We start from the raw sequence: 14,916 nt of genomic DNA, 5'->3' as shown, positions 1-14,916 counted from the left end.
CGGCATACATTTACTTCTTTTCAGCACCACTTTAACCCATTGGATGTACTGGTCAACTAAATCCGGACACATTTTTAAACAATAATTCATGGTTAACTGGCGACCTGCCGCCGTTGGCCGAATGTAGTCGCTCCAGGTGGTAGTAACGGATGTAAGCGGCCACATCCCTTTTCATATGTTCACGTGTCGGTTGTGACACTTTAAAGAGCCAATCATGTTTCAGGCTGCCAAAAAATCGTTCAACAACTGCGTTGTCCCAGCAGGCGCCAACGTCGCCCATACTCGCTCGCATACCAAAACGCTGAAGCTGCTTCCGGTACCGCTTGCTGGTGTACTGCGACCCGCGGTCGCTATGGAACACCAGCCCCTTGCTCGGCCTGCGCAGGTTGTAAGCCGTAATCAGAGCCCGCAGCACCAAACTGGTGGTCATCGTTTTATCAATTGCCCAGCCCACGATGCGCCGCGAATACAGGTCCATCACAACCACCAGATACATCCAGCCTTCGCCGGTGCGGCAGTAGGTCACATCGCCCGCCCAGATCTGATTCGGGCCCACTGGGTTGAAATTCTGATTCAGCAAATTGCCCGCTACGCTGTCGCTGTGTTTGCGCTTGGTGGTTACTTTGTAAGCCACGCGCTGCGTCACCTTCAAGCCCATTTGATCCATAAGCCGGCGAACCCGGTATCGGCCAATTTCAAAGCCTTCCGCGCGAAGTGCCTTCATCATTTTCCGGCTGCCCAAGCTGGATCTGCTCGCTTTGAACAGTTCCTTGATCCGGCGGCGAAGCTGCAGCTCTTGAGCGCCAATCAGCTTGCCCGGGCGCTTGCACCAGTCATAGTAAGCCGACTTGCTGACCTTCATAACCCGACACAGAGCCCTGATTGGGTAGTTGCCAGATTCGACCTTGATGAATTCAAACTTTACTTTATTTCTTTCGCGAAGAAGGCTGATGTAGATTCAAGTCATCAACGCAACACCCTTATCAATCATGTGTGACGGTGTCATAAAGCTCAATGTTTTTCTCGGTCTCTCGTTTAATTGGGTCGCTACGTTGTTAAGAACTTCCTGTGAATGAACAGATAAATCAGTTTTTCTTGGGAAGTATTGCCGAACCAAACTATTAGTATTTTCGTTTGTGCCTCGTTGCCATGGTGATTGGGGGTCGCAAAAGTAAACGGGTATACCAATTTCTTTTGTTAGATCAGCATGCTTAGCCAGTTCCATACCGCGATCCCAGGTGAGCGATTTCCGGTATTCTGCCGGCATCTGCTTAAATATTTTTAACAGCGCCCGGTAAACCGACTCCGCGTCTTTGCCAGCTAATTTCAATAGGATAGTTACAAGCTATTTCCCGTAAAGTACCAACGATAAAACCGTCACTCACTACATATCCGAAAATCGATTCGCAGTGTGCACCATTCGTTTAATTTCATTTTCTTCAACGTTTTTTACTGTTTCTAACAGCTCTTTTGCGCTGTCTATACCAACACGGGAATATAGGTGTTCATACAACTCAATGACTTGCTCATGATGGTTTACAATGTTCTCCATAATGTGATCAGTATCTAACTCTTTAAAAGGCGAATCACAGTGTCCATGCTCAACGATGGGATGTTTCCCAATATAGTCATAACACCAAGTGTCTAATGCATTTCGGTTTGCTGTACTCAAAAAACCTTCGACCATTAGCTCTAAGCTAGCCTCATGACCCGACACGTAGTTTAGAATCATCCGAGCTCGTTCATCTTGGTTTTGTTTAGAGCAGTGAGTAACACACTCCTTCAGGTTTTTGTGGAAATCAACGGTCCAACTCAGCACATCTTTGATTGTTTCTATTTGCATTTTTTATTCCTTACCTATAATTAATCGTTACTTTCGTTTGCTTTTGTTAACTGGCGGACTTCTGTGACAACTCCACGGTGTATGTTCCGAATTATCTTTAATATTTTGGTCAATAAACTTGTAGTACTCTTCTTTCAGATGAGTCCACCACCCACTATTTATTTCAACACCAAACTTCCTGAGCTTTTCCTCTATAACATTGAGATCCACTTTAGAGGCATCATAAGCTACCAATAACAAGTTACGCTCAGAGTCATAGGCAACGCTATCGAGACCAACCAAGCGATCGATTTCGTTAATCGCTTCGCGAACTTTTTTCACACTCTCAGTGTTTAGCTTTAATGTGCGATTGACTAAGTTAATTTCCCGCACTCCGGCTCTATGATCGTTATTTGACATCAATACTGTCCTGTTAATTAAAACTACCAATACGTTTCAGGCAACATTTGCTCGGTGTTAACTTTGTAACGAAAGCTCTTTATTAGTGGCTGCTCGTTTATCGTGAACCCAGAACAATTCATCGATTGGCGAGATAGAAAATAATCCCTCGTTAGATACCCCAGTATGGGCCGCTTCAACTACCAAGAGGGCAACATCACGCGCATCATCACTGTTCACATAAACTTCAAGCTGTACGTGATCAACTAAGTGATCATCGTTATAGCTATCGAAGTAGTAACCCCGTCCTCGCACAGGAAACAGCGTAAAGCCGCTAACGCCACGGCCGATGAGAGCCTCTTCCACTGAGTCTTGTCGAAGTTGATCAAAAATAGCGGTAATTTTAGATAGGTTCATATACCCCCCTAAAAGCCCTAAAACATATAGCTTATGGACTGTGTTTAGTCTAGTTACTTAAATTTCGAGAAAATCTAGAGTTGTAATTTAGTAGTGCTATTTCGGAGGGTAGTAAATATCGAAGAGTATTTACTTCACATCACCTTTATAAGACAAGGGATGTGGCGAGTTGCTAGGAGAGTTTATCGAGGTGTCGAATTGAATAAATACTAGAGGTGAGTTCGCAGAGTTACACTCTTCATCCATAGAGCATTTATCAGCTACGCAGCAATAACAGTCGTCAATGATAGATTGCTCACTTTCATCGCAATGAAAGTTATCTTTGCTTTCGTTGCTAACATCCATATGGCTAACACTTTTTTCGTGCTGTACATTGGAAGCATTGTTATAAGGAGGAGCGGCTGGGAAGGATAGCTGTATCACTATTCCTAACATAAGCACAACTAAAAATTTTGCTTGAAACATATGTGCGCTCCTATTGCCATACTATGAATTAGCATACTACCCCCTGCACATCATTGATCGAGATCAAAGATGCGCAGGTGATATTTACAGAGTAAGGTATCATCTAACCTTAACGTTTTTCTTTCGCCACAAGTAGTAAACAGCGGGTAACACGAGCAAGGTTAGAATAACAGCGCTGATCATTCCTCCAACCATCGGGGCGGCTATTCGGCTAACCACTTCAGCACCAGTTCCTGTACTGAACATGATAGGCAATAGACCAGCAATTGTAGAAACCGCCGTCATCATGACAGGACGAACACGAAGCCCAGCCCCTTCCATTACAGCGCGAGAAACACCGTCTTTAGTCAAAGCTTTACCTTGCTCTAGTTGGCGTTGTTCGTATTCGTTATAGGACTGATTAAGATAAGTCAGCATTAATATCCCTATTTCTACGGTAACCCCCGCTAGTGCTATAAAGCCAACCGCTACAGCAACTGAGAAATTATAATCTAAAAGATACATTAGCCAGATTGCCCCCACCAATGCGAGAGGCAAAGTTCCCAATATAATGGCTATTTCTGTAGCGTTTCGAAAGTTCATATATAAAAGAACGATAATAATCGCGAGCGTTAACGGAATCACGTAAGTCAGTTTTTCCTTTGCCCTTTCCATATATTCGTACTGCCCGGACCAGGTAACTGAATACCCTGCTGGCAACTCGAGTTCTTGTTCTACAACCTTCATTGCTTTTTCAACATAAGTGCCGACATCAACTCCCTCAATGTCGACAAAAGTCCAGCCATTAAGTCTTGCGTTTTCGCTTTTAATTGCCGGCGGTCCAAGTTCAACGTAGACATCAGCCACATCCGCCAAACTAATACGCTGCCCGTTTGGCGTAACTAAAGGTAGCTTCTTTAATTCTTCCGGCGAATCACGGTAATCTTGAGGGTAGCGCAAGTTTATTGGGTAACGTTCAAGCCCTTCAATGGTCTCTGAAACATTCATTCCGCCAATAGCCGTGGCAACAACCTGCTGAACATCCTCAATGTTCAAGCCATAACGTGCAGCCTGCTCTCTTTTTATGTCGACTTTGACATAGCGTCCACCAGCCACTCGCTCTGAATAAACAGAAGCCGTACCATCGACATCATCAAGTATCGTTTCAAGCTGCTGCCCGATCTTCTGAATTTCATTAAGATCAGCTCCGGCAACTTTTATACCTACCGGCGTTTTTATACCTGTCGATAACATATCAATGCGAGTTTTAATGGGGTAAACCCACGCATTGGTCAGCCCCGGAAACTTTACAAGCGCATCCAGTTCTTTTTTCAACTTCTCAGTGGTCATACCGTCTCTCCACTGATCTTTCGGTTTCAGTTGAATAAAGGTTTCAATCATCGTTAGGGGTGCCGGATCAGTGGCGGTATCCGCTCGACCAATTTTGCCAAAAACCGTCTTCACTTCCGGTACCGTTTTTATGAGCTTGTCGGTTTGCTGCAACAGCTCCCTTGCTTTACCAATTGATAATCCGGGATAGGTAGTGGGCATATACATCAAATCGCCCTCATCCAAATCTGGAATAAATTCACTACCAATTTTGTCAATCGGCCAGACACCAACGGCCAGGATAACAAGCGCTCCGACAACTGCTGTCTTGGGGTATTTCAAAATGCCTTTTAAAAGCGGTTTATACCCGGCGATCAATAACCGATTAAGCGGGTTTTTCCCCTCAGGTGTTACCTTTCCTCTGATAAAATATCCCATCAACACGGGGATAACGGTAATCGCTAAGGCTGCACTGGCTGCCATTGCGTAAGTTTTCGTGAAAGCAAGCGGAGAAAACATCCGCCCTTCCTGGGCTTCTAAGGTAAATACCGGCATAAAGCTGACGGTAATAATGAGCAAGCTAAAGAAAAGAGCAGGGCCCACCTCTGAAGCAGAGGCGGCAACCACCCGCCAGCGGTTCTCTGCTGTCAGTGGCGTTTTTTCCATATGCTTATGCATATTCTCAATCATGACGATGGCACCATCGAGCATAGCGCCAATAGCGATTGCGATCCCTCCAAGTGACATAATATTCGCGTTAATTCCTTGCCAATACATGACAATAAACGCGGTTAAAATACCCAAAGGCAAGCTGATAACGGCAACCAGCGAGGAGCGGACATGGAAGAGAAATATCACACAGATAAACGCGACAATAGCGAGTTCTTCTATTAAACTTTTCCAGAGACTTTCCACGGCATCCGAGATAAGCCCCGAACGATCATAGACAGTGACTATATCGACACCTTCTGGTAGCCCAGACTTTAATTCTTCCAACTTTTGTTTAACGCCATCAATCGTTTTTTGGGCATTTTCTCCGAAACGCATTACCACAATACCACCCACGGCTTCTCCCTCACCGTTGAGTTCGGCGATACCGCGTCTCATTTGGGGGCCCACACCCACATCAGCAACGTCTTTAAGCAATAATGGCGTGCCATTTTCATCAACGCCAAGCGGGATACTCTCTAAGTCTGACACACCATCAATATAGCCTGAGGCCCGGACCATATACTCAGCTTCCGCCATTTCAACCACCGACGCCCCCACTTCCTGATTACCTCGCTGGATAGCATTTTGTATGTGAGCAAGAGGAATATTGAATGCGCGCAGCTTCTCCGGATCCACTTTCACCTGGTACTGCTTTACCATCCCGCCGAGGGCGGCAACTTCCGAAACCCCCTCGACCGTTTGCAGTTCATACTTTAAAAACCAATCCTGCATACTGCGTAACTCACTCAAATTGTGGTTACCCGTACGATCAACCAAGGCATACAAATACACCCAACCAACCCCTGTTGCATCAGGGCCTAATTGCGGTCTTGCATTAGAAGGCAGTGTCGGAGCAACCTGAGACAAATATTCCAGTACTCGCGAACGCGCCCAGTAAGCGTCTGTATCTTCGTCAAAAATGACATACACATAGGAGTCGCCGAAAAACGAATATCCACGGACGGTTTTAGCGCCGGGGACAGACAGCATAGCGGTTGTTAATGGATAGGTTACTTGATCTTCTACCACCTGCGGCGCTTGACCCGGATAGCTGGTTTTAATGATCACCTGGACATCCGACAAGTCCGGCAGTGCGTCTACGGGCGTATTCTTAACCGCAAAAGCACCAACACCCACGAGGATTAATGTCGCCAGAAGAACGAAAAAACGGTTACTCACTGACCATCGAATGACTGACTTAATCATGGTTATGCTCCTGCTCTGTCACTTGTTTTTGCTCAGGAATATGAATCGATGTGAGCTGGTACTGTTGCTTCCCGACTTGCGTTATTTCCGCATGCAAGGATAACCCCGTGCTAAGCTGAGAAAGTTCAACATCCGAAGCAACATCGAAGTCCATCGTCATTGCAGGCCAGTCCCATTCAGAAATCTCACCGTGCTCCAGCGTAACCATCGAGTGCTGAGGCATAACATTTTTAACGGTTGCTTCAACCCAGACAGCTTGAGCTGCTGCGTCACTTGACATGCTGCCATGGCTCTCGTTATCAGCATCAGTGTCATGTTGCATGCGCTTAAAGTCAGAGGATTTACTGGACTCAGAATCAATCAAAAACTGAGCTGAAGTAACGATGTCATCACCTGCCATAAGACCCGATAAAATTTCAACTCGCGAGCTCCCTAACCGCCCAACGTCAACATTAACTGTTTTAAATTTCCCATCACCCAGTGCCAGTACAACTCGGTTCGAACCACCCATTCGGATAAGCGCTTCTTTAGGGATGATTAAGTTTTTGTCGCCTAAACCAGCCTTAATGTTAAGATTCGCAAACATGCCCGGTTTTAAAAAACCATCTGGGTTGTCGAAGTGAATTCGAACTTGTCCCGTCCGAGTTTTAGGGTTAAGTGACGGATAGACATAATCAACCTTTCCTTGCCACTCTTTACCTGGAGCATACTCAAGGTTCATTTGAACGTCATTGCCTACCTCAACCTGGTTCAATTGCCGCTCAAAGACTTCTGCAATAACCCAAATTTTATCCAGTTGAGCAATGGTCATTAAATTCATACTCGGCGTTACAAACGCACCTTCACGCACAGTCAGTCTATCCAATACCCCGGACTGCTTTGCTTTTACCGTGATTGTTTTCTGAATTTTACGAGTTTCTTTTAACTTTTTAATCTCAGATTCAGAGACTTGCAGAGCTCTTAAGCGTTCTTCAGCGGCATCAATTAGCACCTGATTACCTCTTTGCGAGGCCAATACAAGCTCCTCTTGCGCATTAACCATTTCAGGAGAGTAAATACTGTATAAAGGCTCGCCGGCTTTAACCGAGTTACCAACCGCTTTTACGAAAAGCTTCTCAATCCAGCCTTCAACACGAGGACTTACTGTTAATACTCGGTCCTCATCAAACTGAACATAGCCAACTGTTTCGATATCTAGGTTGAGTCTCGAGGACGTGACGGTTGCAGTTGTAACCCCAAGGTTATTAATAACGTCGGGATCAATTCTCACCGTACCAGGTGAACTCTCTTCTGCATCATCGCCATAGTAAGGAATAAGGTCCATCCCCATTGGAGACTTTCCTGGTTTGTCTCGACGATAATTGGGATCCATCGGAGCCACCCAATATAACGGCTCTTTTTCTGCATTGCCCGATGAACGATCAGACACTTCAGTCGATTGCATTACATAGCCAATAGCGCCAGCGCCAACTGCAAAGCCTACAGCTAAACTTATAAGAGATTTGGTGACTGTTTTCATTTTACACTCCTGAAAGTAATAAGTAGTTTGCTTCGGCAATCAATTTTTGGCGGTTGATGGCGATTGCTAATGCATCAATTTTTGCGTCGATTTCCGCAATCTGTGACCGTACCGCCTCGGCAAAGTCGCCATCATCATTGTTGTAGGCAGTCAATGCGGCTTCAGACTGGGCGGACATTTGTGGAAGTAGCTCTTCGTGATATAGGGCAGCACGTTCATTCAAACGGTTCAGTTGTAAAAACGTACTGCGTAAATTGGCTATTAACTGCCTGGCAACCAATAACTTCTCAGTTTTTTTTGCTTCCGTTTTAAACTTTGCTGAGCGTACCTGCTTATCCTGTTTGTTATCAGTAAATAAAGGGACATCGAACGTAACCCCGACTGACAGCAAGTCGGCACGGTCATTGCCGCTTGGATCGTCGTTTCTATGGCCATATTTCAGATTGGCTGACCATTGCGGTTTATAACCTTGCTGAGCGAGCTCGACAGACGTCTCCGACGCCAAAATGTCTTGATCGGTCGCTTGCAAAACCGGGTGTTCTTTTATCAATTCGTACAAGGCTTGATTCGGTATTGTCGAAGGTGATAGCAATGTCTTCTTCAGCGTAAGACTCGGAAGGTCATCCGGTAACGTTGATTTCGCTATAACACCTATCCATTCCGACAATTCGCTTTGAAGTTGCTCCTCTTTTTGTCGCAGTGACGTCAACCTATCATCCAGGCGTGTAAGCTCAAGTTGGGCTCTAATAACATCTTGCTGCCGTGCTTTTCCCTCGGTACTGGTATAACTCGCCTTAGCCGTCGACACTAACTGTTCAAAAAGCGCTCTATCCGATTCAATCAAGCGAATACTTTGCTGAGAGAAAAAAACATCTAACCACAACTTCGTGACCGTTGTTTTGACCTTTGCAATACGATCCGCTCTCAAAAACGGTTGTTTTTGAGCTAATTGGTTTTTCTGCTTACGAGACAACGATAATGTGTCTCCTCTGGGAAATGCTTGTGAAACACCGACGACTAACTGGGTCATTCCTTCCTGTCTTGAACTAAAACTGTCAACCGGGAAACTGGCAGCCGTGAGCGATATTTGAGGGTCAGGCAAACTGGAAGAGGCTATTGCTTCACTCGCGAATGCTTCTTGGGTTTGCTTACTTGCCGTTAACCAAGGATCTTCTTGTACAGCGATACTCACTGCTTCTTGCAAATTCAAAAGCGGCTCTTGTGCATTAACGACATTTGGCACCACTACAGTCAGAACACTTAAATAAGCCATTCTTCTTAAAAGTTTCATATTGTTACTCTCAAAAACTGTGAATTTTTAAATTAAACACAGACCAAGTTATGAGTCGGACCGTAACGAGGACGACGAACGACGTCGTAACGACAATGACCGAACCAAAGCTTATAGCTGTGCTTTTACCTGGACGATAAACGCGCCAGGAGCGAGAAATTTAGTACTTTTTAAGAGTAGATTGGGGGGCGAAAAAGCGAGAGAGAATGCTTTTCTTTAATATTCGTATCTAAGAATGAGGAAGCGTTAAAAAGCAGCTTCTCAACAGGAGGAACGGTGGATTGCTCAGAATAAACGACAGTAATTGACGGACTGTAACAATGTCGCATCATTGAATCAGAGCAACAATTATCGGTAAGAGAGTGCGACACTTCGCAATCAGCAAGATCACAAACCTGCTCAGTAGAATCGTGCATACATGCCTCTTCCGTACTGATAGTTTGTGAAAATGACATTGTTGTTACTGCCAATAGCAGTAGGGCAATGATTAAACGATACATGCGAAGCTTCACTATAAAAACATGCTTGCATTGTATCTCTTTTGGCTGATAAAGATCAATCAATTAAAGGAAGTACCCATAACGAGGTAGTCAACCCAGATGGTGATACGACTTCTACATCACCACCCAGATTTATTGCTAACTCAGGCGCTTTCAAGCTCTAAATACCAAAGTCATCGAACCTTACTTGTTCTCGCGGAACGCCAAAGTCAGCAAGAGACTTTAACGTTGCTTTCAGCATTGGTGGAGGACCACACACGTAAACGTCCAATGTGTTTTTGTTTTCATCTGCCAACCATTTCATTGCGGTTTCGTGCACAAAGCCAGTGTGCCCGGCCCACTCATCTGATTTAGCAACCTCTGAAAGTACCGGTATATAATTTAACCGCTCATCTCTTTCGAACTCATCCCTATAACAGAGCTCTTTTTCATATCGTGCGCCGTAAAAAAAGATACAGCGACGAGGAGAGCCTGCTGCTAATTCACTTTGTATTAACGCTCTCAACGGTGCAATACCCGCGCCGCCCCCGATGAAGACTTGTGTATGAGAGTTTTGCTTTGCCAGTTGGAAATCTCCAAATGGCCCAACGGCATCGACACGAGCGCCAGCTTCTAAATTACATAAGTAATTTGATCCCACCCCCGGCGGTACCCCTTCGCTTGGCGATGGCAGCTGCCTTATGTTAAACACAAATCGAGTCGGGTGAGGCCGCGTAGCAACAGAGTAATGTCGTGACAATATTTCGTTTAAGTGTGGAATACGAAACTGCATAAACTGCCCGGCTTCATAATTAACGGGCTCTGAACTCACAAAGGTAAGCTCCATAATGGATGGAGTCAGTTGACGCTTTGAATCGAGTGTTAAAGCTATATCACTAACCCCCTCATTATGTAACTTTACTTCATAATTTGGGGTAAGCGGATTAAATGGTTGATCTTACCTTTGCATGAGAGTGAGACAGACCGGCATCTCATCGGATTATCTGGTTGATGCTTCACCTACTGCTGGTGCATGTTTCCTTCGCTAATTCCAGCAAGAACCCCACACGCCTCAACTTCCCGGTCATCGTTACAACTCGCTCTCAGTGAAACGAGTTGTTTCTCAAGCGCTTGCAGAGCGGTTATCTGCGACCGCACATGAGAGATGTGATCATCGAGCAAGGCGTTGACGGCGGTACAAGGCTGATGAGGGTCGTCCTGATAGCTCTGTAGTTCGTGAATCTCAGCCAGTGACAGGCCCAGGATTCTGCAGCGACGGATGAAGGCCAGCCCCTCAACGTGTTTCTCGGTATAGACACGGTAACCGTTGTCCTGCCGATCAGGCGGCGGCAACAAGCCCTGCTGTTCATAGAAGCGGATCGTCTGTGTTTCGACCCCTACCAACTGCGCCAACTGACCAATGCGCATCAGCCTCCTCCCCAACGGATTCTTTACTCTATTGACCTTATAGTAGCTTTATAGTTTAAAATGGTACCACAACATTGTTCAAGTGGAGTCGTATCATGAGCAAATCCTGTGGTGGCGCCTGTGGCGGAGATGCAACGTCCGCAGCGGATACCGATATACAGGCCTCCTCCGAGGCGCCAGGGAGATGGGTCAGTGTTTATGCCGTGCCGAAGATGGACTGTCCATCAGAAGAACGAATGATTCGCCTAGCCCTGAACGGCTTTGAGGAGATTCGGGCGCTGTCCTTCGACTTGTCGAACCGCCGGCTGAAGGTCGTGCATGACGGCGAGGTCGAGCCCGTCACCTCGAAACTGAAGACCTTGGGGCTAGGCGCCTCGCTTCAGGAAACCGTCGCTGCAAATCCGGAGACCATCAAGGCCGCCGAGTTTTCGGCAGCTTCTGCTAAGCAAGAATCCGGGACCCTGCGCTGGTTGCTCGGCATCAATGCACTTCTGTTCGTGGTGGAAATGACTGCCGGTCTGATCGCCCAGTCCACCGGCCTGATTGGAGAATCCCTGGACAATTTTGCCGATGCGGCGGTGTACGGGCTTGCCCTTTATGCGGTTGGACATAGCGTGAAAATGCAGGTACGTGCCGCGCATCTTGCTGGTGTACTGCAACTGATCTTGGCTGTGGGCGTGCTCGTAGAGGTGGTGAGACGCTTTGTATTCGGTAGTGAGCCTGAATCGCTGGTGATGATGGCTATCGCATTCGTCGCATTGATTGCCAATACCAGTTGTCTGCTGCTCATATCCAAACATCGGGAAGGCGGGGCGCACATGAAGGCAAGCTGGATATTCTCGGCCAACGACGTGGTGATCAACCTGGGGGTCATCACCGCCGGCGCCTTGGTCGCGTGGACCGGTTCCAATTATCCGGATCTGATTATCGGCACCATCGCGGGGGGCATTGTACTTAACGGTGCCAGACGCATTTTGGCGTTGAAGGGTTAAATAATGCTCATTATTGGCAAAAAGCTCTCGCCGTATGCCCTATTGTCCATATCGGGCCTGCTGGCAGCGTCTGATCAGGCTGTAAAGTGGCTGGTGCAGCAATCAATGGCCTATGGCGAGTATGTTTCGGTGACCCCGTTCTTTAACTGGGTGCACCTATGGAACACCGGTGCCGCATTCAGTCTTTTTGCGAATGGTGGAGGCTGGCAGCGCTACTTTTTTATCGGAATCGCGGTAGTGGTCTCGATTTTTCTGATCAAGCTGATCCTTGAAAATCGTCATAAAGGAGAAGCCATCGCTTACAGTCTTATCCTCGGTGGCGCCATGGGCAACCTGATTGACCGGGTCTTTCGCGGCTATGTTGTGGATTCCTTTGATTTCTATTGGCGAGACTGGCATTGGCCGGCCTTCAACCTGGCTGATATTGCAATTGTCCTCGGTGCCTTACTTTTCGTTTCCAGCAGCTTGTTGGGTAAAAAAGCAAACACCAATGCCGAGTCGGATGGATCTGACTGACACCTACGCCTATACAACACCATGACCGAACTTCCCGACAACATCCTTCACCTGCCGCAATTTCAACTTTTACCCCCCTTAAATATCCTAACTCTTTTAAAATCAGCTCTTATAAACGGTTAAAAAGCCATCAAAAAAAGTTGTCCAGTTTTTCAAAATTTAAAATATATTTTCAATTTTTATGAATTTTTAATCTCACAATTAGAGATGCTAATCCTCCAGCGACTATAATGCGTATATAGATGTACCATTTTTAAGTAAGGAGACGTCACTATGAGTCAATCAACTCAAAAAGCCACGCTTTACAGAATGTCGACACCTGACCACCAATGCCCTTTTGGTTTAAAAACCAGGCACTTACTTAAAGCCAACGGTTACGATGTGGACGACAACCTGTTGGAAAGCCGAGAAGAAACCGACAAATTCAAGAAAAAGCACGACGTCGATACCACTCCACAAGTGTTTATTGGTGATAAACGTATCGGTGGGTACGAGGAGGTTCGAGCCTTTCTTGGAAAGCCTCTTCCTGACCCTGACGCAACCAGTTACCGGCCCGTTATTGCATTATTTATTATGACGGCACTCCTCTCTGTAGCCACGTCGTGGTTGTCTTTTGGTCGCGTATTTACCGTACAAACCATCGAGTGGTTCATCAGTTTCTCTATGGTGGTTCTGGCCTTGCTCAAACTCCAGGACGTAGAGAAATTCTCTACCATGTTTCTCAATTACGATCTTCTCGCCAAGAAATGGGTGCCTTATGGCCGTATTTACCCCTACGCCGAAGGCTTGGCGGGTCTGTTAATGGCAGCGGAATTTGCTCATGTCATTTCCATCCCTATTGCGTTATTCATAGGCATCGTGGGTTCTGTCTCCGTGTTTAAAGCCGTTTATGTCGACAAACGCGAGCTAAAATGTGCCTGTGTCGGTGGCTCCAGTAATGTGCCGTTAGGCTTCATTTCGCTCACTGAAAACCTCATGATGGTCGCTATGGCTATCTGGATGTTTTTTACAATGAACTAGGAAAGGAGCGCTATGCGTTCTTTTTCTTAACGCTTTTTACGTAAAAACAAAATCTCACCAGCGGCAATCAATGCCATACTGATAAGAGACGCCCAAATAACCAGCGGATCGCTTGTCCATTTCACCCATATAAAAGCGGCTAAAACGATGACATCTAGCGTGATTGCGCTGACAAGTATGTAAATATTCGCATTCACTTTTTGTCTAAGATGTCGCAATACCCCCCAGTGGATCGCAATGTCCATAACGATATAAAAAATAGCACCAAGCGAAGCGATTCGGCTCAAATCGAAAAAAGCAGCTAAGATCATAGCCATAACAATGGTGTAAACTAGCGTGTGCTTCTGAATGGAACCTGGCATACCGAAATGACTGTGTGGCACAAGCTTCATATTGGTCAACATAGCTAACATTCTTGAAACGGCGAACGCGCTGGCAATCACACCGGACACTGTGGCGACAATCGCAAACCCAACCGTAATCCAGAGTCCAGTTTCACCGTAGACGGGTCTCGCTGCCTCAGCAAGCGCATAGTCTTTCGCTTTCACAATCTCATCTATGGACAGGCTCGAGCCAACCGCCAGAGTGACCAGAACGTATATTAACGCGCAGATAATCAGCGAAATAATAATGGCACGCCCGACATTTCTCTTAGGCTCAACAATTTCACCGCCACTATTGGTTATTGTTGTAAACCCTTTGTACGCAAGTATGCTTAAAGCAATCCCCGCTAAAATACCGCCACCCGTAGCTTCTTCTGGAATAGCCGATATCGATTCAAACTGAATGCCTGAGGCCCACAAACCACCAGCCGCTAAAATGACCAACCCTAAAGTCTTAACAAAGGCCATAAAAAACGAGAACGTTTGAATAAACTGATTACTCAAAATATTGATAAAAAACGCAAAGACCAGCAAACCCACCGCCAACAAAGGGATAAGCCACTGCGCTTCAAAAGAAATTAACTGGCTGGTATAAGACGCAAATGTCCGAGCGACTAAACTTTCATTAATCACCATAGAAAAGTACATCAAGAGTGCGAATATCGCCGTCACACTTCCTTTTCCATAAGCTTTACTGAGGAACATCGCAATACCGCCCGCTGACGGATAGGCTTTCGCCAACTTAACGTAAGAGTAAGCGCTAAAGCCGGCAATGATACCGCCGCACACAAACGCCAGGACAAACCACTCTCTTGCCAGCTGAGCAACTTGTCCGGTCAGTGCAAAAATACCAGCGCCAATCATCACACCAGTCCCCAGCGACACCGCCCCCCAAAGACTCAGGCTGCTTTTCTGATAATCCTGATGTCCGTGTTCATGATCGTGTTCTGCCATAATCAG

Annotated in this window: 13 protein-coding genes and 2 pseudogenes; 3 read left to right on the top strand and 12 right to left on the bottom strand. The window is 46.2% G+C overall.

Annotation, left to right across the window (positions count from 1 at the left end):
* Positions 1 to 52: 52 nt before the first annotated feature.
* From BM292_RS01825 to cadR, 11 genes and pseudogenes are all read right to left on the bottom strand, one after another.
* Positions 53 to 946: pseudogene (locus BM292_RS01825) on the bottom strand (IS3 family transposase); the annotation flags it as partial.
* Positions 947 to 958: 12 nt separating this feature from the next.
* Positions 959 to 1,339 (bottom strand): annotated as a pseudogene (locus tag BM292_RS01820) (IS30 family transposase); the annotation flags it as partial.
* Between the two features lie 45 nt (positions 1,340 to 1,384).
* Positions 1,385 to 1,843, bottom strand: coding sequence for a hypothetical protein (locus tag BM292_RS01815; protein WP_055437797.1), 459 nt, complete (start codon positions 1,841 to 1,843; stop codon positions 1,385 to 1,387).
* 27 nt (positions 1,844 to 1,870) lie between these two features.
* Positions 1,871 to 2,242, bottom strand: a complete 372-nt coding sequence (locus tag BM292_RS01810) for a cation transporter (RefSeq protein WP_055437796.1) — start codon at positions 2,240 to 2,242, stop codon at positions 1,871 to 1,873.
* Positions 2,243 to 2,299: 57 nt separating this feature from the next.
* Positions 2,300 to 2,638, bottom strand: a complete 339-nt coding sequence (locus tag BM292_RS01805) for a P-II family nitrogen regulator (protein WP_092854701.1) — start codon at positions 2,636 to 2,638, stop codon at positions 2,300 to 2,302.
* A gap of 129 nt (positions 2,639 to 2,767) precedes the next feature.
* Positions 2,768 to 3,103 carry a hypothetical protein gene (locus tag BM292_RS01800; protein ID WP_092854699.1) on the bottom strand — a complete coding sequence of 112 codons (336 nt, stop codon included), beginning with the start codon at positions 3,101 to 3,103 and terminating at the stop codon, positions 2,768 to 2,770.
* 99 nt (positions 3,104 to 3,202) lie between these two features.
* Positions 3,203 to 6,328: an efflux RND transporter permease subunit gene (locus BM292_RS01795; RefSeq protein WP_092854697.1), complete on the bottom strand. Its 3,126-nt coding sequence runs from the start codon at positions 6,326 to 6,328 to the stop codon at positions 3,203 to 3,205.
* On the bottom strand, positions 6,321 to 7,847 hold the full coding sequence (locus BM292_RS01790; RefSeq protein ID WP_092854695.1) for an efflux RND transporter periplasmic adaptor subunit: 1,527 nt from the start codon (positions 7,845 to 7,847) through the stop codon (positions 6,321 to 6,323). Before BM292_RS01790 ends, BM292_RS01795 begins: the two co-directional genes overlap by 8 nt.
* 1 nt (position 7,848) lies before the next feature.
* Positions 7,849 to 9,138 (bottom strand): TolC family protein, encoded by a 1,290-nt coding sequence (locus tag BM292_RS01785; protein ID WP_233340204.1) that lies wholly within the window; start codon positions 9,136 to 9,138, stop codon positions 7,849 to 7,851.
* A 660-nt stretch (positions 9,139 to 9,798) separates the two neighbouring features.
* Positions 9,799 to 10,509 carry an FAD-binding oxidoreductase gene (locus tag BM292_RS01775; protein WP_224798370.1) on the bottom strand — a complete coding sequence of 237 codons (711 nt, stop codon included), beginning with the start codon at positions 10,507 to 10,509 and terminating at the stop codon, positions 9,799 to 9,801.
* Positions 10,510 to 10,637: 128 nt separating this feature from the next.
* A complete protein-coding gene (gene cadR, locus BM292_RS01770) occupies positions 10,638 to 11,045 on the bottom strand; it encodes a Cd(II)/Pb(II)-responsive transcriptional regulator (protein WP_092593991.1) in 408 nt (135 codons plus the stop codon).
* A gap of 95 nt (positions 11,046 to 11,140) precedes the next feature.
* Between cadR and BM292_RS01765 the strand changes: the two genes are divergently transcribed.
* The 3 genes from BM292_RS01765 to BM292_RS01755 all read left to right on the top strand — a co-directional run bounded on the left by BM292_RS01765 (position 11,141) and on the right by BM292_RS01755 (position 13,573).
* Positions 11,141 to 12,037: a cation efflux transmembrane domain-containing protein gene (locus tag BM292_RS01765; protein WP_004574643.1), complete on the top strand. Its 897-nt coding sequence runs from the start codon at positions 11,141 to 11,143 to the stop codon at positions 12,035 to 12,037.
* A gap of 3 nt (positions 12,038 to 12,040) precedes the next feature.
* Positions 12,041 to 12,553, top strand: a complete 513-nt coding sequence (lspA, locus tag BM292_RS01760) for a signal peptidase II (RefSeq protein WP_003821921.1) — start codon at positions 12,041 to 12,043, stop codon at positions 12,551 to 12,553.
* 273 nt (positions 12,554 to 12,826) lie between these two features.
* Positions 12,827 to 13,573 (top strand): MauE/DoxX family redox-associated membrane protein, encoded by a 747-nt coding sequence (locus tag BM292_RS01755; RefSeq protein WP_055437791.1) that lies wholly within the window; start codon positions 12,827 to 12,829, stop codon positions 13,571 to 13,573.
* A gap of 26 nt (positions 13,574 to 13,599) precedes the next feature.
* Here BM292_RS01755 and BM292_RS01750 read toward each other — a convergent pair whose 3' ends face one another.
* The gene (locus BM292_RS01750) at positions 13,600 to 14,910 is read right to left on the bottom strand and encodes an APC family permease (protein WP_092854691.1); all 1,311 of its coding nucleotides are present in this window, start codon (positions 14,908 to 14,910) and stop codon (positions 13,600 to 13,602) included.
* Positions 14,911 to 14,916: the final 6 nt, after the last annotated feature.

The sequence above is a fragment of the Pseudidiomarina tainanensis genome (genome assembly GCF_900115255.1).
GTDB classification, from domain to species: domain Bacteria; phylum Pseudomonadota; class Gammaproteobacteria; order Enterobacterales; family Alteromonadaceae; genus Pseudidiomarina; species Pseudidiomarina tainanensis.
Note: the sequence above shows the minus strand (reverse complement) of the source record. Positions and strands in the feature narration are given on the sequence as shown.